Origin of the sequence: Salinimicrobium sediminilitoris (assembly GCF_020866905.1) — a bacterium.
Classification (GTDB): Bacteria; Bacteroidota; Bacteroidia; order Flavobacteriales; family Flavobacteriaceae; genus Salinimicrobium; species Salinimicrobium sediminilitoris.
In genome coordinates this window covers 931,396-949,641 of sequence record NZ_JAIVCC010000005.1, presented here as the reverse complement: position 1 = coordinate 949,641, position 18,246 = coordinate 931,396, and the positions used below count along the sequence as shown (strand labels likewise).

The 18,246-nt window shown below is 42.8% G+C and carries 18 protein-coding genes; 4 read left to right on the top strand and 14 right to left on the bottom strand.

The window, feature by feature from the left end; genetic code table 11:
* From ftsA to mraZ, 12 genes are read right to left on the bottom strand one after another with little or no spacing between them, the layout of a single operon-like run.
* Positions 1–1,353, bottom strand: coding sequence for a cell division protein FtsA (ftsA, locus tag LA313_RS09445; protein WP_228914438.1), 1,353 nt, complete (start codon positions 1,351–1,353; stop codon positions 1–3).
* A 3-nt stretch (positions 1,354–1,356) separates the two neighbouring features.
* A complete protein-coding gene (locus tag LA313_RS09440; RefSeq protein WP_228914437.1) occupies positions 1,357–2,073 on the bottom strand; it encodes a cell division protein FtsQ/DivIB in 717 nt (238 codons plus the stop codon).
* Positions 2,063–3,418 carry a UDP-N-acetylmuramate--L-alanine ligase gene (gene murC / locus LA313_RS09435; RefSeq protein WP_228914436.1) on the bottom strand — a complete coding sequence of 452 codons (1,356 nt, stop codon included), beginning with the start codon at positions 3,416–3,418 and terminating at the stop codon, positions 2,063–2,065. The genes LA313_RS09440 and murC overlap by 11 nt, the downstream gene beginning before the upstream one ends.
* The gene (murG, locus tag LA313_RS09430; protein ID WP_228914435.1) at positions 3,419–4,522 is read right to left on the bottom strand and encodes an undecaprenyldiphospho-muramoylpentapeptide beta-N-acetylglucosaminyltransferase; all 1,104 of its coding nucleotides are present in this window, start codon (positions 4,520–4,522) and stop codon (positions 3,419–3,421) included.
* Entirely contained in the window at positions 4,519–5,727 is a 1,209-nt protein-coding gene (locus LA313_RS09425) for an FtsW/RodA/SpoVE family cell cycle protein (protein ID WP_228914434.1), read from the bottom strand. The genes murG and LA313_RS09425 overlap by 4 nt, the downstream gene beginning before the upstream one ends.
* Before the next feature lie 25 nt (positions 5,728–5,752).
* Positions 5,753–7,096, bottom strand: coding sequence for a UDP-N-acetylmuramoyl-L-alanine--D-glutamate ligase (murD, locus tag LA313_RS09420; RefSeq protein WP_228914433.1), 1,344 nt, complete (start codon positions 7,094–7,096; stop codon positions 5,753–5,755).
* A gap of 20 nt (positions 7,097–7,116) precedes the next feature.
* Positions 7,117–8,358, bottom strand: a complete 1,242-nt coding sequence (gene mraY / locus LA313_RS09415; protein WP_228914432.1) for a phospho-N-acetylmuramoyl-pentapeptide-transferase — start codon at positions 8,356–8,358, stop codon at positions 7,117–7,119.
* A 23-nt stretch (positions 8,359–8,381) separates the two neighbouring features.
* Complete coding sequence (locus LA313_RS09410; RefSeq protein ID WP_228914431.1) at positions 8,382–9,845, bottom strand: UDP-N-acetylmuramoyl-L-alanyl-D-glutamate--2,6-diaminopimelate ligase; 1,464 nt, start codon at positions 9,843–9,845, stop codon at positions 8,382–8,384.
* A complete protein-coding gene (locus LA313_RS09405; RefSeq protein WP_228914430.1) occupies positions 9,842–11,848 on the bottom strand; it encodes a penicillin-binding protein in 2,007 nt (668 codons plus the stop codon). The genes LA313_RS09410 and LA313_RS09405 overlap by 4 nt, the downstream gene beginning before the upstream one ends.
* Entirely contained in the window at positions 11,848–12,165 is a 318-nt protein-coding gene (locus LA313_RS09400; protein ID WP_228914429.1) for an FtsL-like putative cell division protein, read from the bottom strand. Before LA313_RS09400 ends, LA313_RS09405 begins: the two co-directional genes overlap by 1 nt.
* A 1-nt stretch (position 12,166) precedes the next feature.
* Positions 12,167–13,066 carry a 16S rRNA (cytosine(1402)-N(4))-methyltransferase RsmH gene (rsmH, locus tag LA313_RS09395; protein ID WP_228914428.1) on the bottom strand — a complete coding sequence of 300 codons (900 nt, stop codon included), beginning with the start codon at positions 13,064–13,066 and terminating at the stop codon, positions 12,167–12,169.
* A complete protein-coding gene (gene mraZ, locus LA313_RS09390) occupies positions 13,053–13,526 on the bottom strand; it encodes a division/cell wall cluster transcriptional repressor MraZ (RefSeq protein WP_228914427.1) in 474 nt (157 codons plus the stop codon). The genes rsmH and mraZ overlap by 14 nt, the downstream gene beginning before the upstream one ends.
* 287 nt (positions 13,527–13,813) lie before the next feature.
* Between mraZ and LA313_RS09385 the strand changes: the two genes are divergently transcribed.
* From LA313_RS09385 to LA313_RS09375, 3 genes are all read left to right on the top strand, one after another.
* Complete coding sequence (locus LA313_RS09385) at positions 13,814–14,578, top strand: alpha/beta fold hydrolase (RefSeq protein WP_228914426.1); 765 nt, start codon at positions 13,814–13,816, stop codon at positions 14,576–14,578.
* Positions 14,579–14,587: 9 nt separating this feature from the next.
* Entirely contained in the window at positions 14,588–15,196 is a 609-nt protein-coding gene (gene yihA, locus LA313_RS09380; RefSeq protein ID WP_228914425.1) for a ribosome biogenesis GTP-binding protein YihA/YsxC, read from the top strand.
* 74 nt (positions 15,197–15,270) lie between these two features.
* Positions 15,271–15,951, top strand: a complete 681-nt coding sequence (locus LA313_RS09375; RefSeq protein WP_228914424.1) for a hypothetical protein — start codon at positions 15,271–15,273, stop codon at positions 15,949–15,951.
* 1 nt (position 15,952) lies between these two features.
* Here LA313_RS09375 and gldC read toward each other — a convergent pair whose 3' ends face one another.
* Together gldC and gldB are read right to left on the bottom strand one after the other, a co-directional pair.
* Complete coding sequence (gene gldC / locus LA313_RS09370) at positions 15,953–16,294, bottom strand: gliding motility protein GldC (RefSeq protein ID WP_228914423.1); 342 nt, start codon at positions 16,292–16,294, stop codon at positions 15,953–15,955.
* Positions 16,294–17,253: a gliding motility lipoprotein GldB gene (gldB, locus tag LA313_RS09365; RefSeq protein WP_228914422.1), complete on the bottom strand. Its 960-nt coding sequence runs from the start codon at positions 17,251–17,253 to the stop codon at positions 16,294–16,296. Before gldB ends, gldC begins: the two co-directional genes overlap by 1 nt.
* A 104-nt stretch (positions 17,254–17,357) precedes the next feature.
* Between gldB and nadE the strand changes: the two genes are divergently transcribed.
* Positions 17,358–18,146, top strand: coding sequence for an NAD(+) synthase (gene nadE, locus LA313_RS09360; protein ID WP_228914421.1), 789 nt, complete (start codon positions 17,358–17,360; stop codon positions 18,144–18,146).
* Positions 18,147–18,246 lie beyond the last annotated feature (100 nt).

Below are 18,246 nucleotides of genomic sequence, written 5' to 3'. Positions count from 1 at the left end.
CTACTCGGCGTTGTCTAAAAAATCTTTAAATTTTTCAAACCATTTTTCAAATATCGTTCTGCGGGGCTGACTTACCGTGGTACGTTCTTCCCGCTCTTCTTCCTCTTCCTGAGGTACTGCCGTAGGCGTGGCTCCTCCCGCCACTTCCTCCTGCGCATGTTCTTCCTCCTCCTCTGTGTGAGGATGTTTGCTGTTTATCTCCAGGCTGTTTAATACCAATCCTACTGCCGTGGCAAAAACAGGACTTGTTGTTTCTGTATCACTGTCCCCGGCAAGATGCTCATTGGGATAACCAATCCTGGTATCCATTCCGGTAATGTATTCCACCAGCTGTTTAATATGCTTAAGCTGTGCGCCACCACCGGTTAGCACTATTCCCGCAATTAATTTTTTCTTCTGCTCTTCGTGACCGTAATTTTTGATCTCCAGGTAAACCTGCTCAATGATCTCCACCACTCTGGCGTGGATGATCTTGGAAAGGTTCTTAAGAGTAATTTCTTTAGGCTCTCTTCCACGCAATCCCGGAATAGAAACTATCTCATTATCCTTATTCTCTCCCGGCCATGCAGATCCAAATTTTACTTTAAGCAACTCTGCCTGCTTTTCAATGATCGAACAGCCTTCTTTTATATCTTCGGTGATCACTCCACCGCCAAACGGTATAACTGCCGTGTGTCGAATGATCCCATCCTTAAAAATGGCAAGATCTGTCGTACCTCCACCAATATCCACAAGGGCAACGCCCGCTTCTTTTTCTTCCTGGCTCAGCACTGCATTAGCAGATGCCAACGGCTCCAGAGTAACTGCCGAAAGCTCCAGGCCGGCACTTTTCACACATCTTCCCACGTTCCTTATTGAGGAAACCTGCCCCACTACCACATGGAAGTTGGCTTCCAAACGGCCGCCATACATCCCAATAGGTTCTTTAATCTCGGCCTGCCCATCAACTTTGAATTCCTGGGGCAACACATGGATGATCTCCTCTCCCGGAAGCATCACCAGTTTATGTACCTGGTTGCAAAGCGTTTCAATATCTGTTGCGTCAATCACCTCGTCGGGATTTGGACGCGTTATATAATCACTATGTTGTAAACTGCGAATGTGCTGGCCGGCAATGCCCACCACCACATCTTTAATTTTCATTCCACTATCTGCCTCTGCCTCCTGTATCGCCTGCTGGATGGACTGTATTGTTTGTGTAATGTTATTTACAACCCCACGGTGCACCCCGAGACTCTTTGCCTTTCCAATCCCAATGATCTCCATTTTGCCGTAATCGTTCTTACGGCCAATCATGGCTACGATCTTAGTAGTACCAATGTCTAATCCTACTGCGATGTCGTTCTGTTCCATATTTTACTTTTTAGTGCATACAACCTGATCGCCAAATTGTAGATCCACTTTTTGATATGCGTCAAGCTTCTTATCCTTCAATGCCTTTTGATAAAAAGCTTTAAAATTTTTAAATTTTTCTTCAATGTTCTTCACTTCGCCAAAAACCACCACAAAATCAAGTTGCCTTAGGTAAATTTCAAACTTGCCGTTTGGCAAGCGGGTAATTTGGGTTACATGTCGCGTTAGAAATTCATCCTTATTGATAAAATCCATAAGCGGGTGTAAATCTGCCAGTTGCTTTTCATTCACTCCAGTCACTAACGGCACCCGTGCAGAATGATATTCTGAAAGCGGCATTTTCGATCCCTGCCTGTCAATATAAAATGGTGCACTCGCCATCACCCTGGCTAACGGCTTCCTCTGGGTGATCTCTGCTCCCATCTTTCCGTCAACCGTGAGAAAGACCTCGGCGCTCTCAACCATATCATGAGATTCGACAAGGGCTTCCACCCTACTCAAATCTAAAGTTTCTTTGCCTATACTCTTAACCCTCACCTCATTTTGTATTAACAATTTATTAACCGCTTCTTCAGTGAGATACAGGTTTTCGCTGTTCGTAAAATGCAGATTTACTTCGGAAAGAACCCGCGCGTGATTGCGCTTTTCGGCGAATGCAAATAAAAAGAACACTACGCCAATGAGCAAGAATGTTTTTATGTAATTCCAGTTAATTTTCACCTGCCAGTTCTTTACGTATTTTCCCTACTTCTTCGCCTATATCGCCGGCTCCCATAAGAACCACGACCTCAGCATTTTTACTCTTTATTACTGCGGAAAGCTCTTCTTTGGATACCAGCTCTTTTTTGTCATTTTTGACCAGCTTCAGAAGCCATTCTGAAGTAATTCCCTCAATTGGCTTCTCCCGCGCCGGGTAAATATCCAGCAGCAGCAACTCATCAAAGAGGCTGAGGCTTTCCGCAAAAGCTTCAGCAAAATCTCTTGTACGGCTAAAAAGATGTGGCTGAAATACCGCCAAAACCCTCTTCCCGGGATGCATTTCCCGAACCGCCTGATGCACCGCCATAATTTCTGAAGGATGATGTGCGTAATCATCTATAAACACAAGGTCATCTCTCTTAATACGGTATGAAAACCGACGTTGCACACCTTTAAATGAAGCCAAAGCTCCGACAAGGAACTCGGGGGGGGCACCGAATTCAATTGCCATTGCCAAAGCTGTGACTGCATTTTGTAAATTATGTTTCCCCGGAAGGCTTAACTCAAAGCCTTCGTAAGTTTTTTCTTTTGTTCTTAAATCGAAGTGATAACTGCCATTTTTGACACTTATGTTCACGGCGGCCACATCTGCATCATCATCAACCCCAACAGACGTTCCCAATAGAGGCAAGCCATTGGCATAAAACAGCTTTCCGCCTTGGGGAATTAAAGCCGCGAAAGCTTTAAACGATTCCTTGATCTGTGCATCTTCCCCGTAAATGTCGAGATGATCTGCATCCATAGAAGTGATGGCAGCAAGGTTTGGTGACAGGCTTAAGAAGGAGCGATCAAATTCATCGGCTTCCACCACCATAGCCCTATCTCCGTCAAGAATTAAATTGGAATTATAATTCTCTGCTATACCTCCTAAAAATGCGGTTATTTTAACACCAGATTGTTTCAACAAATGCGCAAGCATGGCGCTTGTAGTGGTCTTGCCGTGAGTACCCGCAACTGCCAGCGTGAAATGTCCTTTTGTAAGGTTCCCAAGCACTGCAGCCCGCTTCTCCATGGTGTAGCTATCGGCTGTAAAATGAAGATATTGTGGGTGGTCTTTTGGAATGGCAGGAGTATAAATAATAAGAGATTCCCTGTCTTTCAAAATAGCTTCCGGCAGGTCTTCAACCTTATCTGAAGTAATGACTTCAATCCCTTCCTCCTGTAATTGCCCGGTAAGTTCTGTGCGGCCACGGTCGTAACCGGCCACTTTTTTCCCTTTGGCATTAAAATAACGCGCAAGAGCACTCATCCCGATCCCGCCGATGCCTATAAAATAGATATTTTGTATGTTATCGTAATGCCCCATTTACCTCCAGGTAGTCAATAATTTTTCTACTTCGTTTACAATATTTGCCGTGGCGAACGGCTTCTCCAGTTTCTTAATGTTCTTACCCAAACTTTTCATCTTCTCATCTGATTCGACCAGCGGAAAAAATATTGACCTAAAACCTTGCTCCAGGTGACTTTCTGAAAGGATTACTGCAGCGTCTTTTTCGGCCAGCGCCATCGCGTTTTTGGTTTGATGATCTTCGGCTACATTTGGTGAAGGAATAAACACTACCGGCTTTCCAATAATGCACAATTCAGAAACTGTTCCTGCCCCGGCCCGGGAGATAATAATATCGGCCGCTGCATAAGCAAGGTCCATTCTGTTCAAAAATGCGAAAGTCTGGATGTTTTCCAGTTCGGCATATTTGCTGTAATCTTCGAAATAAAGACTTCCGGTTTGCCAAATCACCTGCAGGTTGTGTTTCTCAAACTCCTTCAGGTTGTCCTCAACCAATTGATTGATCTTTCTTGCTCCCAGGCTTCCACCCAGGACCAGCACGGTCTTTTTTGTTGGGTCAATTCCGAAGAATTTAAGGGCCTCCTCGCGTTTTTCATCAACCGTAAGCAAATCCTGCCGCACGGGATTGCCGGTTAGGACAATTTTCTCTTCAGGAAAAAACCTTCCCATATTGGGATAGGCCGTACAAATAGTGTTTGCACCCTTGGCCAGGAGTTTATTAGTGATCCCGGGATACGAATTCTGTTCCTGGATCAAAGTGGGAATGTTTTCCCTGTTTGCCATTTGCAGCAAAGGCCCACTGGCAAAGCCACCGGTACCTATCACCACATTTGGCTGAAATTTTTTAATTATATCCCGGGCCTTCCACAAACTCTTCACCAGTTTCACCGGAAAAAGTAAATTCCTGGCAGTCATACGGCGTTGAAAGCCACTTATCCAAAGACCTTCTATTTTGTAACCCGCTTCGGGAACTTTTTGCATCTCCATTTTATCCTCTGCTCCCACGAAAAGAATCTCACTGGTCGGGTATCGAAGTTTTAATTCGTTGGCAATAGAAATTGCGGGAAAAATATGTCCTCCCGTACCTCCGCCAGAAATGATCACTTTTAGTTGATTTTTCATATTGCCTTGCTTAAAATTTCCAGCGGATTATCTTGCTCCGCATCGTTTTGTTTTTCCATTTGTTGAAGCTCTTCCTCACGCTTCACACTAACACTAAGCACCATTCCCAGTGCAAGGCAAGTCATCCAAATCGAAGAACCCCCACTGCTTATAAGTGGTAAAGTTTGTCCTGTTACAGGAAATAATTCGACCGCAACGGCCATATTGACCAGCGCCTGAAATATTATTGGCAGGCCTACACCTATCACCAGTAATTTTCCAAACACCGAATTGGCTTTTGTAGCCACAATAATTATTCTAAAAAAGAGCATGAGGTAAGCCAGCATTACTCCAATCCCTCCAATAAGCCCCATTTCCTCCACAATAATGGCATAAATAAAATCTGAAGAGGACTGTGGCAGGAAATTCCTCTGCACACTTTTCCCAATACCCTGGCCTGTCACTCCACCACTGGCGATAGCAATCTTAGCTTTTTCTATTTGATAATCGGCTTCAGTAACTTCATCATTGGTGAAGTTCTCCACCCTACTTATCCAGGTATCCACCCTGTTGGGGAACAGTCCTGGAAATGCCTTGGCGGTCAACATAAAAATGGATAACATCACAATACCCGCGGCTATGATTGCCAATAAATATTTCCAGGGATAACCGCCAATAAAGGTCACCAGCAGCACCATTAGAAACAGGATGGCGGTAGTCGAAAAGTTAGCGGGCAGGATAAGCCCCATAACTACTGCCACCGGCAACCACAAGGGTAGTATCGTTTGTTTAAAATTGTATACTTTATCCTTGACCTTGGCCATATATTTAGCCACATAGGTAAGCAGCACCACCGATGCCAGAGTTGATGGTTGAAAGGTCTTGTTCAGGATAGGAATATTGATCCATCTGCTTGCATTGGCACCATCTATCACTACACCCTGGGAAACTGTAAACAACAGTAACAGGATCAACAACGGCAATGTGATGATAGAAAGACCTACAAAATAGTGATACGGCACCTTGTGTACAAAGAACATAATAACAAATCCAAGGAACAAGTGAATAAAATGACTCACCAGGTACGGCAGGGTACTCCCATCTCCATACAGGTAGGCCAAATTACTACTGGCGCTGTACACCGGCAGGAACGAAAAGATCGCCAGCAGTGCAGCCGAAGCCCAGATAGTTTTATCACCTTTTATCCTTGAAAAAATTTCTGTCATTTAATGCCCTTTTTGAAACTTTAGTTTAAAGATTCCTTACTGCTTCTTTAAATTGTCTTCCCCTGTCTTCATAGTTCTGAAAAAGATCAAAACTTGCACAAGCCGGAGACAGGAGAACAGTATCTCCTTTTTCTGCAATTTTGTACGCCTGCTTTACGGCATCTTCCATGGAACGTGTTTCAAAAATCTGATCCACACAGTTCCCAAAAGCATTTAAAATAGGAGTATTATTTACCCCAAGACAAATAATAGCCTTTACCTTTTCATTTACCAATGGTAATAACTCTGCGTATTCATTGCCTTTGTCCACACCCCCAACGATCCAGACGGTTTCAGACTCCATACTTTCAAGCGCGTAATAAGTCGCGTTTACATTGGTAGCTTTGGAATCATTTATGTACTGGACATTATTTATTTTAAGCACTTTTTCAAGCCGGTGTTCCACCCCTTGAAAACTTTCCATGCTTTGTCTTATTGTCTCTTTTCTAATGCGTAATAATTGTGCAACAGTAGCTGCGGCCATCGCATTCTTGGCGTTGTGTTTTCCCTCAAGGGTTATGTTTGATGTTGGCATGGTCATTTCTAAATTATCTGTGCGAATAATAAGTTGGTTATCTTTAATAAAAGCTCCTTTTTCAAATTCCTCCCGGAGTGAAAAAGGCAATTTTTGGGACTGTATAGGGTTTTCTTTTAGCCATTTCGCGATCACGGGATCATCGGCATCATATATAAAATAATCTTGTTCTGTCTGGTTCATTACGATCCTGAACTTACTGGCGATATACTGATTAAAGTCATGCCTGTAGCGGTCAAGATGATCTGGGGTTATGTTGGTCAAAACGGCAATATGTGGCCTAAATTTCTCTATGCCATCAAGCTGAAAACTGCTAAGCTCCAGTACGTAATGATCTGCATTAGTTTCGGCAACTTGTTTAGCAAAACTCTGTCCCACGTTACCGGCCATTCCTACATTCAATCCGCCTTCTTTCAACAGATGATGTGCAAACATGGTAGTAGTGGTCTTACCATTACTTCCTGTTATTCCTACCAACACTGCATTAGTAAAGGCATAGGCGAATTCAATTTCTGAAATCACCGGAATGCCTTTTCCTCTAAGCCGGCTGACGAGGGGGGCATCGTCAGGTATCCCCGGACTTTTCATTACCATGTCGGCTTCAAAGATCTTTTCTTCGGAATGTTTTTCTTCTTCCCAGTCAATTTCGTGAGCGTCAAGCTGGGCCTTAAAATGCTCCTTAATTTTTCCCTTGTCTGAAACAAATGTCCTGAAGCCTTCCTTCTTTCCAAGAATGGCAGTACCCACACCGCTCTCGCCTCCTCCAAGGATGACGAGGAAATTCTTCTCCTTCATATGTTTTGCTCCTGCCGCCATTAGCGAATCTTAAGGGTTACAATGGTTACAATCGCCAGGAAGATCCCAATGATCCAGAATCTTACTACGATCTTACTTTCGTGAAAACCGGCCTTTTGAAAATGATGATGTAAAGGCGACATAAGGAAGATCCTTCTGCCTTCCCCGTATTTTCTTCGGGTGTATTTGAACCAACCCACCTGCATTACTACAGAAAGATTTTCAATAAGGAATACTCCGCAAAGGATGGGGATCAATAATTCTTTTCTTGTAGCCAGTGCGATTACAGCTATAATTCCCCCGATGGTGAGACTTCCGGTATCTCCCATAAAAACCTGTGCAGGAAAAGTATTGTACCATAGAAATCCTACCAATGCTCCCGCAAAGGCCGAAATAAATATTGTCATCTCCCCTGTCCTGGGGATGTACATCACATTGAGATAATCTGAAAAAATAATGTTACCCGAAACCCACGCAAAGATGCCCAGCGTGAGAACAATAATAGTTGAAGTTCCCGCTGCGAGACCGTCGATACCATCGGTGAGATTGGCTCCATTGGAAACGGCCGTTACTATGAAAATCACAATAGGAATGAATATTAACCAGGCATATTGTGCATAATCTGGATTGATCCAGGAGATAAGACTCGCATAGTCGAATTCGTTGTTCTTTACAAAAGGAATAGTCGTTTTTGTCGATTTCTCTTCGACAGAAGTTGTTACAGGATTTTCGGCAGAAGAGATAAGCTCTACAGCATTGGCACTTCCGGGCAACTGCGGATTTTCATTAATGGTAATATCGGGATGAAAATAGATTGTAGCTCCTACTATAAGCCCAAGCCCAACTTGCCCTACTACCTTAAAAATGCCTTTTAGTCCCTCTTTATCCTTCCGGAAGGTTTTGATATAATCATCCAGAAATCCTATTGCTCCCATCCATAATGTCGTAACGATCAACAGGATCACATAAATATTGTCCAGTTTCGCTACCAGCAATACCGGAATTAGGGTGGCAATAATGATGATTATTCCTCCCATTGTTGGCGTACCGGCCTTTTGGGTTTGGCCTTCAAGCCCTAGATCCCGAACGCTTTCCCCAATCTGCTTCTTCCGAAGGAAATTGATTATCCTTTTTCCATAAATTGTTGAAATACCTAAAGACAGGATAATAGCCACAGCCGATCTAAAGGAGATGTATTGATACAGTCTCTCCCCGGGAAAGGTATAGGCTTCTTCAAGATATTCGAACAGATGGTATAACATACGGTTTGTCTTCTCCGGGAGAATTATTTTTTTAGCTCCTTTAAATATTCACTTACGATCTTGAAATCATCAAAATCCTTTCTCACCCCATTGATCTCCTGGTAAGTCTCGTGACCTTTCCCGGCGATTAGGATGATATCATTCTTATTGGCCAGCTGGCAGGCAGTTTTTATAGCCTGCAGTCTACTGGTGACTGACATCACTTTCCTAAAATTCTGCGGCTCAACCCCTGCTTCCACCTCTTCAATGATCTTATCGGGATCTTCGGTGCGGGGGTTATCACTGGTAAAAACCACTTTAGTACTTAGACTCGAGGCAATGTGTCCCATTTTTGGCCTTTTTGAACGGTCACGATCTCCACCGCAACCAACCACAGTGATCAATTCTTCATTTTTTGTTCTTATGCTGTTGATAGTTTCCAGCACGTTCTGCAAAGCATCGGGCGTATGCGCATAATCCACAATTGCAGTTATCTTTCCTTCGGAAATGTGGTACTGAAACCTTCCGCTAACAGCGTTGAGTTCACTTATGTACTTTAAACTTTCCAAAGTTGTCAATCCAAGTAATTCTGAAGCAGCATAGATCGCCAGGACATTATAGGCATTAAAGTTTCCTATTAATTTAGTCCAAACCTCCTGCTCGTTGATCTTCAGCAGCATGCCGCCAAATCCATTTTCCAGGATCTGCGCCTTATAATCGGCTACAGATTTTAAAGCATAAGTATATTTCCTGGCTTTTGTATTCTGAAGCATTATCCTTCCATTTTTGTCATCGCCATTGGTTAAAGCAAAAGCTGAAGCCGGAAGCTGGTCAAAAAAGGCCTTTTTGACATCCCTGTATTCGGCAAAAGACTTGTGGTAATCGAGATGCTCGTGGGTAAGGTTGGTGAAAATTCCGCCGGCAAATTTTAATCCGGTAGTCCGATGCTGGGCGATCCCGTGGGAGCTTACTTCCATAAAACAGAACTCCACACCGGCCTCATTCATTTTCTTTAAATAAGAATTGATTGTAAGAGAATCTGGGGTGGTATGTGTAGCAGGAAATTTTTCCTCTCCCACCATGACATTTACGGTAGAAAGCAAACCTACTTTAAACCCTGCTTTTGTGAACAGCTGGTACAGGAGAGATGCAACGGTTGTTTTACCATTAGTTCCTGTAACGCCGACAAGTTTCAGGTTTTCTGAAGGATTTTCATAAAAATTATCGGCCATGTAAGCTAAAGCCTGCTGTGAGTCCTTCACTTTCACATAAGTGATCCCATTCACGATGGTCTTTGGCATTTCCTCACAAACAATTGCAAGTGCGCCTTGTTCTACAGCCTTATCTATATAGCCATGGCCATCGGTCTGGGTACCGCGTATTGCCACAAATATATCATTGAAACTCACTTTTCGGGAATCAAAGTGAATATCATTGACCTGGATGTTGGTGTTTCCAACTACAGCCTCCAGGGACACCCTGTATAATATGTCTTTTAAATAGATCAACTTAATTTCAATTTTATCACCAGGTTTTCAGCGATCTTAGTTCCGGGTTTAACCGACTGCTGGCTCACTTCCCCGTTTCCGGAAAGTTCATATTTCACTCCGAGGTTCTCCAAAAGCGAAACTGCATCCATAGCAGGCATTCCTTTCAAATCTGGTATTACCTTTCCAAGATTCCTGGCTGTGGCAAAATATTTTTCGTAATTCTTTTCAATAGCAGGATTTACAGTCTCCAGAGTTTCAAATTCATCAAGCACCGGGGTATCTGTAAATATCTTTTGCGCAATTCTTTTAAATACCGGCCCACTTACGTCTGCCCCGTAATACCCAACTTTATTATCGGGTTTATGTATCACAACAATGCAGGAATATTTTGGATCTTCTACAGGAAAGAATCCCACAAAGGAAGAGATGTACTGGGGATTCTGCGCCCAGCCTTCTTTCCAGTATTCAGTTTGGGCAGTTCCTGTCTTTCCGGCCATGGAAAAATTAGGATCATAAAGGCTTTTTCCGGTTCCCCGTTCTACAACATTCTTCAGCAAATCGGTCACCTTTGCCACTGTCTCGGGGCTGCATATCTGGGGATCAATAACTTCCTTATCAAATTTTTCAATCGTTTTGTCCCACTCCTTTACTTCTTTAATAAAGCGTGGCTTCACCATTTCACCTCCATTAGCAATGGCATTGTAAAAAGTGAGCGTTTGCAACGGAGTGATCTGGATACTTCCATAGCCATAAGCCATCCACGGCAGAGACAACCCGCTCCAGGTCTTATCTCCCGGCGTTGGGATATAGGGCGTTCCCTCGCCTTTAATTGCAAGGCCGAGGTTTTCATCAAGATGCATTGCTTTCAACCGATCCACAAATTTTTGAGGCTGGTCCTTATAGTTTTCATAAATGAGTTTAACGATCCCTACATTGGAAGAAACTTCAAAAGCTTTTCCTGCAGAGATCTTACCGTAACCGCCGTGTTTTGAATCACGAACTCTTCTGCGGTAAATAATCATCTGGCCTTTCTCTGTGTCTACTATCGTACTGGTATCGATCACCTTGTCTTCCAGGGCTACGATCATAGACATCAACTTGAAGGTTGAACCCGGCTCGTGGGCTTCTCCCACTGCGTAGTTCAGCTTTTCAAAGTAAGTTCCCTGTGAGGTACGGCCAAGGTTTGAAATCGCTTTGATCTCCCCTGTTTCAGTTTCCATCACTACTACAGAACCGTGATCGGCCTCATATTTTTCAAGCTGCTTTAGCAAAGCATGGTGAGCGATATCCTGGATCTTAACGTCAATGGTCGAAATAAGGTCATACCCATCTTTTGGCTCCACCTCGTTATTGTCGCTAATTGGCTTCCATTGCCCTTTGGAAATACGCTGCTTAAGTCGTTTTCCTTCTTTACCCCTAAGATAGGGTCCAAAGGCTCCTTCAAGGCCAACCCGGGTATAGTAACCGCTGTCATCCTGCCGCTCATAGCCTACTGTGCGCTCAGCCATTTTCCCAAGAGGATGCTCCCGCACCGTTCTTTGCTCCACAATGATTCCTCCCCGGTTCGAGCCAAGGTTGAACATTGGAAAGTTTTTTATTTTGATATATTCCGAATATCCAAGATTGCGTGCTATGAGCAGGTAGCGGTGCTTATTGGCCCTGGCAGAACGTAGTTTCTGTGCCCATCTTGAGGAAGATTCCCCAAACATTTTTGCCAGTTTTTCTGAAAGTGGCCCCACATTTTCCTGGAAATTTTTATCTGAAACTGTAACCGCATCAAACCTGATGTCATATTTAGGTATGGAAGTCGCCAGCAAATTTCCATTGGTATCATATAAATTCCCCCGGTTCGCCGGAATAACAAAATTCCGGTAGGTACGCTGCTCGGCCATCTCCCGGTAATTCTCTCCCTCAACTATCTGAATATTGAGAAGCTTAAAGCCCACAGCAACAGCCAGCAAGAACATAAGACCTGCCACAACATATATGCGGTAAAGTATGTGCTTCTCGGTAGTTGCCATTACTCTTTTTCTTTAACTATGATCTTTGTTGGAGGCACATCTGAAGGTTTAATACCTTTTGGCGCCATTCTACCTGTAATAGTAGATTCCATTTTTAGCTTCATAAGGTTTGACCTGCCATCAAGGAACTCTGTCCTCAACTCCAGCACCTCATCGTTAAGCCTCGCTATCTCATGTACCTTTTGCTCTGCACTATGAGAGCTGCCAATCATGAAAATTGCCAGCACCGTACAAAAAAGAATAAAACGCCAGTTGTTAAAGGCGTCGTTACTTATAAGAAATTTCCCTTTCAGGATGTTATATAAGCTCTCTTTCATGTTATTCATTTCTTTCAGCTATTCTTAATCTTGCACTACGGGCACGATTGTTCTTCTTTATTTCTTCGGAAGAAGGCACGATCATTTTTCCCACTTTTTGAAAGGGCACTGAAATGTTTCCGTAGAAATCTTTTTCAGGCTCACCCTCAAACATGCCACTCCTTATATATCTCTTCACTAACCTGTCTTCAAGCGAGTGATATGAAATAAGACTTAGCCTGCCTCCCGGCTTCAACAAATTTTCGGTTTGCAACAAAAATTCCTTGAGCACTTCGATCTCCTGATTCACCTCAATTCTAATCGCCTGGTACACCTGGGCAAGCACCTTGTGCTCCCGCCCTACCGGTAAAAAAGGTTTTAAAACTTCTTTTAATCTTTCACTTGTTGAGATCTCTTCCTCCTTACGGGCAGAGATTATAGTTCGGGCAATTTTTGGCGCACTTCTCAATTCTCCATAATTAAAAAGCACTGCCTTAAGCTGCCTTTCTTCATAGTTGTTCACTACTTCAAATGCACTAAGACTACTCCCCTGATCCATTCTCATATCAAGTTTGGATTCGAAACGGGTAGAAAAACCTCTTTCAGCTACATCGAACTGATGAGAGGAAACCCCAAAATCCCCAAGAATTCCATCTACTTTTTTCACACCGTAGAATCTCAGAAAACGCTTGATAAACCTGAAGTTTTCGTTGATAAGCGTAAACCGCTCATCATCGATCTTATTCTCAAGGGCATCTTTATCCTGATCAAAAGCGTAAAGCTTTCCTTGTGGCCCAAGCCGACTAAGGATCTCCCGGGAATGCCCACCGCCACCAAAAGTTACGTCCACATAAACGCCCGAAGGCTGAATATTCAGCCCGTCAACACTTTCCTTCAGCAATACAGGATTATGATAACTCATTTGCATTTCGGTTTTTGTTTCCCATTACTCGTTCGGCTAATGCCGCAAATTCTTCAGCAGGAGTATCTATGGATTTTTCATATAAATCCTTATCCCAGATCTCTACTTTACCAATAGAGGAGTTAAGGACCACTTCTTTATTTATCTTTGCGACCCTTACAAGGTCCTTAGGGATCAATAACCTCCCATTAGTGTCAACATCCACTAATTTAACACCAGCAGTAAACATTCTTATAAAATCCACATTCTCCTTCACGTACTGATTAAGTTCTCCAATCTTCTCCATCTCCTTGTTCCATTGCTCCAATGGATATAACTCAAGACAGGGATTAAAAACTGAACGTTTGAGCACAAATCCTTCTTGCATGATTGGCACCAACTGCTTCTTCATAGGCGCAGGAACCATCAACCGGCCCTTAGCGTCTACTTTGCATTCATATGTACCAATGAGATTTACCACCCTTGTAGTTTACAACTTCAAATATATTGAAATTTAAACCACATTTTACCACTTTTTACCACATTGTTGATAAATTTTCCACTTCTTGACTCACTCCCACCTGTTATACCAACTACTTGAAGCAGTTTAAGTTGTATCAATCATATGTTAAAAAAATTTTGATGTTAATAAACCCGGTACGGGAAAAAATGTGAAATTTGGGCGGCAGAAAATTATGGCAGCTTCTGCAAAATCGGTATACTTGTAAGGAAATCATTATATTTGCGAAGCTAACAGCAAAGGCATCAATGGAAAATAATCTAAGGGAAGAAGGAAAATTTAGTTATGTGGAGGAAGGTGAAGGAACACCAATTATAATCCTGCACGGTTTAATGGGAGGATTAAGTAATTTTGAGGGAGTTCTTGATTTCTTCCCAAAACATGGTTACAAAGTTGTGCTGCTTAAATTGCCCCTGTACGAGCTTTCCCTTTTAAAAACCAGTGTTGCCACCTTTGCAAAATACCTTCAGGAATTTATTGTCCACAAAAAATTTGAGCAGGTGATCCTGCTGGGAAATTCTCTTGGCGGTCATATAGCACTTCTTTGCACAAAACTTTACCCAAATTCCATAAAAGCCCTTGTTATAACAGGTAGCTCAGGTCTTTACGAAAGTGCCATGGGAGAAAGTTACCCAAAAAGAGGAGACTATGAATACATTCGGAAAAAAGCCGAAAATGTTTTCTATGATCCAAAAGTAGCGACCAAAGAAATTGTGGATGATGTTTACGAAACGGTTAATGATCGCAATAAATTGATCAAGACCCTGGCTATTGCAAAGAGTGCAATTCGGCACAACATGTCGAAAGATCTTCCAAAGATGCAAACTCCCACCTGTATTATTTGGGGGCGCAATGACAATGTTACTCCTCCCGAAGTAGCCGAAGATTTTCACCGCCTGTTACCCGACTCCAACCTTTACTGGATAGAAAAATGCGGTCATGCAGCCATGATGGAACATCCCGAGGCTTTCAACGAGATCCTTTTTCGTTGGTTGACCGCCCGTAAGTACTAAAACCACCCCATGAAGATCAAATCGGCCGAATTTGTCATTAGCAATTCTGATGTTTCTAAATGTCCGGAAACCAAGCTGCCCGAATATGCTTTTATTGGCCGCAGTAATGTTGGAAAGTCCTCACTTATCAATGCTCTTACCAACAGGAAAGATCTTGCAAAGACTTCAGGCCGGCCGGGAAAAACTCAGCTTATAAACCACTTTTTGATCAACCAAAGCTGGTACCTGGTAGATTTACCGGGCTATGGTTATGCCCGCGTTTCAAAGACGGCAAAAAAGACTTTTCAGAAGTTTATTACTCAGTATTTCGAGAAGCGGGAGCAAATGATCTGTGCTTTTGTACTAATTGACAGCCGTCACAAACCTCAACCCATTGATATGGAATTCATGAGCTGGCTTGGAGAACACCAGGTGCCTTTCTGTATCATTTTTACCAAAGCAGATAAAATGAAACCCAAAGCTTTGGAAAGAAATATTAATGATTACCAGGCAGAGATGCTAAAAACCTGGACAGAAATGCCTCAGTTTTTTGTCACCTCTTCGGCAAACGGAATGGGGAGCGAAGATGTTCTGAATTATATACAGAGCATTAATGATAATCTGCTGCCGCAGAAATAGTAGGAGAAGGTCCTCCTGAAACAGTTATTTCAGGAATATTTTTATCTTGATCTCAAATCCAATCTAATCCTCCCGTGAAAAGCCTCAAATTTTTCCTACTTGCATTCATGATTGCTGCATGTTCCTCATACCCAAAGAAGAACTACTATTTGGATGAAAACGGAACCCCTATTTCAGAAAATAGCTTCCGGAAGATGAAGAAAAATCCAAACATTACTTATGCAAGTTGGATATCTGAAAATGACACTGCACGAATCAGCCGGCTAATTCATCCTGTTTTTGAACAATACGTTTTGGCCTATCCTCCATTCCGAAATAATCTCGAAAAAATGACAGGAAAGGATTTTAATGACAACACTATTTTTCTTCTCGAATACGTTTATCTCGACGATCATTGTACCTCGAAAAGGAATCATTGGACCAAAAAAGATGTCATGGAACGAAAACATTTTTTGGATTCTATTACCACAGAGCCTCTTGGACAAAATGATCAACTTGATTTCCTCCATATTTTTGAGAAAGGAATTGAGTTTCCCAAAACTTCGGTTCCCGAAAAGGAATATTTTCACACCGACACCAATAATTTCCTTAGGAAAACCATTTTTAGAAATCCCACTCTGTGCGGCTCCTTTGCTCTAATCAAACCTAACGGCCAGGTGCTTGTAAGACATGGAGAATTTAGAGCAGACTGGATGTCCGAATATTTAAAAAAAGATTATTGGGATTTAATTTTTCCTCCACGGGCAGAAGAGTGATCTATTTCTTGTCCTTCAGCTCCATCTTATCTGCGAAAAACTCACAAAAATCTTTCATGGTATCGCGCATTTTCTCATCCTGCGTAGCACGAAAGAAAGTATCACTCATGGTGACCAGCGTTTGATGAAAGAACATTTTCATATCGTCCAGTGGCATATCTTTGGTCCAAAGATCGATCTTTAGAGTTTCTTTTTGTTCTGCATCCCACATGGAAAGCAGCATTGCTTTTGCTTCCTGGTTTTCCACGCCACCATCTTCGGCGCTCCAGTGAAGCTCTTCGGGTACACGGTTCTCATCAAGAGATACGTTGATGTTTATGTTTGATTTCCTTTTTATAGCCATTACTTCTGGGGTTTATAGTTTGATTGTTTAAAAATTGTTCCTCCATCTTTCTGTACCATCTCTTCTACAGAAACATCATTCTTTTCCATGTATTGCTTTACAATTTGCCAGCCAATGAACTGCCCAAGACGCGGCGGAGCTTCGGCATCCAGTTCCAGGTAGAACTTTGAAAAAGGTGCAGGATAAAGGAATCTCGTATACAGGTCTGAATCTGAGGAATAGAGCAATTCCCGCTCCACAAAATACCTCCAAACCTGGTCTTCATTCGCTTCTGCCCAAGCCATTTCTTCGGGCAAAAATGTCATTTTTTGTGCATCGGTCTTGAAAGGAACCAACAGGTCTTTTAGGTAAAGGATCTTTCCATAGTAGATCATGTGCGCAAGGAAATCCCGGGAACTGGGCCGTGGCACCACGGTTTGTGCAAAGGCCTCGGCAGCATCAACAGAAATTTGCTCTTTACGCATTTCCTTTTTGATATAATCCTGCACGCCCGCATATAGTGGATGATCCATGCCCAAATAGGTGTCAAGAGCGACAAGTAGCAGCGAATCGGCCCATACAACCTGGTTTCGATAATCAACATCACTGGTAAGGGTAATCACTTTGGGGATTTTGCGCTCCGGAAAATAATATTTTATATGCTGAAAAAGACTTTCAATATCCTGCTCGGTCTTCTTAAGATCTGGAAATTCATTAGCCACGGCTTTGTTCAATTCCAGCTGAATGGTATCATTCATTTTTTCCACCCAAAGAATATCGGGGTACTGCCGCGGAAAGAGGAACGAAAAATCCCTTTTCAGAGCAGGAAGGCTATCGGCCGTTGCACGTGCAAAGCGTTGATCAAATCTTTGAACATCCAGTTCCATCGGGATGTTTGCAATTTCCTCTTCCCTCCCATCATCTTCGGCACAAGAAAACAAAGTGGCAACCAGACAGATAAGAAAGATTTTTTTAAGCATGAGCAAATTAAGAATGGTTTAACGCGCGCTATTTCGGGAAACTTGACCGAAAAACTATATTTGTTAACAAAGATATTGTTTCCCGCACAAACTCACCAACTATTATGAAAACTAAACAAGTAATTGACCACATCACAAACTGGCTAAAAGATTACGCTGCTAACGCTAAAATGAATGGCTTTGTGGTTGGAGTTAGTGGTGGCGTGGATTCGGCTGTTGTTTCTGCTCTTTGCGCTAAAACAGGCTTGAGGACTCTTTGTGTAGAACTTCCCATCCACCAGTCACTCGAACAGGTGACCCGCGCCCAGGAACATATCACTCATTTAAAAAGGAAGTTCTCGAACGTGACCAATGTACAGGTGGATCTTACTCAAACCTTCGACACGTTTGGCAAAACAGTACCACAGGTCGAAGAAAGTCCGAAGCTGCATCTCGCCATGGCCAACGTGCGTGCAAGATTGCGAATGACTACTCTGTATTATTTTGCAGGGCTGCACAACTACCTCGTAGCAGGTACCGGCAACAAAGTAGAAGATTTTGGAGTAGGCTTTTTTACGAAATATGGTGACGGCGGAGTGGATCTTAGCCCTCTTGCCGATCTTATGAAGAGTGAAGTTTACGAAATCGCCAAAGAACTGGATGTGATCGAAAGCATTGTAATTGCCGCTCCTACCGATGGTCTTTTTGGCGATAGCAGAAGTGATGAGGATCAAATTGGCGCCAGTTATGACGAGCTTGAATGGGCCATGAAGGAAGCTGAAGCAGGAAAGACCGAAGAAGATTTCTCAGGGCGCCAGCAGGAAGTTTTCAGGATCTATAAGATGCGCCATAGGGCTAACAAACATAAGATGGAACCTATCCCGGTTTGCAACGTTCCTCTTGACCTGAAATAATTGCAGTTAATCGAAAAAATTATTTTTCACGAGAATTAGGTAGTAAATTTCCTTCTCCCCCTGACTTTACGATTCAAATCTAAAAATCAAACGGTTATGA

Excerpts from the sequence above, each read along its gene's own strand:
- gldC (WP_228914423.1), bottom strand. The coding sequence starts at position 16,294 with ATGGCTATAAAAAGGAAATCAAACATAAACATCAACGTATCTCTTGAT.
- LA313_RS09405 (WP_228914430.1), bottom strand. The coding sequence starts at position 11,848 with ATGGCAACTACCGAGAAGCACATACTTTACCGCATATATGTTGTGGCA.
- murD (WP_228914433.1), bottom strand. The coding sequence starts at position 7,096 with ATGAAGGAGAAGAATTTCCTCGTCATCCTTGGAGGAGGCGAGAGCGGT.
- murC (WP_228914436.1), bottom strand. The coding sequence starts at position 3,418 with ATGGGGCATTACGATAACATACAAAATATCTATTTTATAGGCATCGGC.
- mraY (WP_228914432.1), bottom strand. The coding sequence starts at position 8,358 with ATGTTATACCATCTGTTCGAATATCTTGAAGAAGCCTATACCTTTCCC.
- rsmH (WP_228914428.1), bottom strand. The coding sequence starts at position 13,066 with ATGAGTTATCATAATCCTGTATTGCTGAAGGAAAGTGTTGACGGGCTG.
- LA313_RS09400 (WP_228914429.1), bottom strand. The coding sequence starts at position 12,165 with ATGAAAGAGAGCTTATATAACATCCTGAAAGGGAAATTTCTTATAAGT.
- LA313_RS09425 (WP_228914434.1), bottom strand. The coding sequence starts at position 5,727 with ATGACAGAAATTTTTTCAAGGATAAAAGGTGATAAAACTATCTGGGCT.
- murG (WP_228914435.1), bottom strand. The coding sequence starts at position 4,522 with ATGAAAAATCAACTAAAAGTGATCATTTCTGGCGGAGGTACGGGAGGA.
- yihA (WP_228914425.1), top strand. The coding sequence starts at position 14,588 with ATGAAGATCAAATCGGCCGAATTTGTCATTAGCAATTCTGATGTTTCT.
- LA313_RS09385 (WP_228914426.1), top strand. The coding sequence starts at position 13,814 with ATGGAAAATAATCTAAGGGAAGAAGGAAAATTTAGTTATGTGGAGGAA.
- nadE (WP_228914421.1), top strand. The coding sequence starts at position 17,358 with ATGAAAACTAAACAAGTAATTGACCACATCACAAACTGGCTAAAAGAT.
- ftsA (WP_228914438.1), bottom strand. The coding sequence starts at position 1,353 with ATGGAACAGAACGACATCGCAGTAGGATTAGACATTGGTACTACTAAG.
- gldB (WP_228914422.1), bottom strand. The coding sequence starts at position 17,253 with ATGCTTAAAAAAATCTTTCTTATCTGTCTGGTTGCCACTTTGTTTTCT.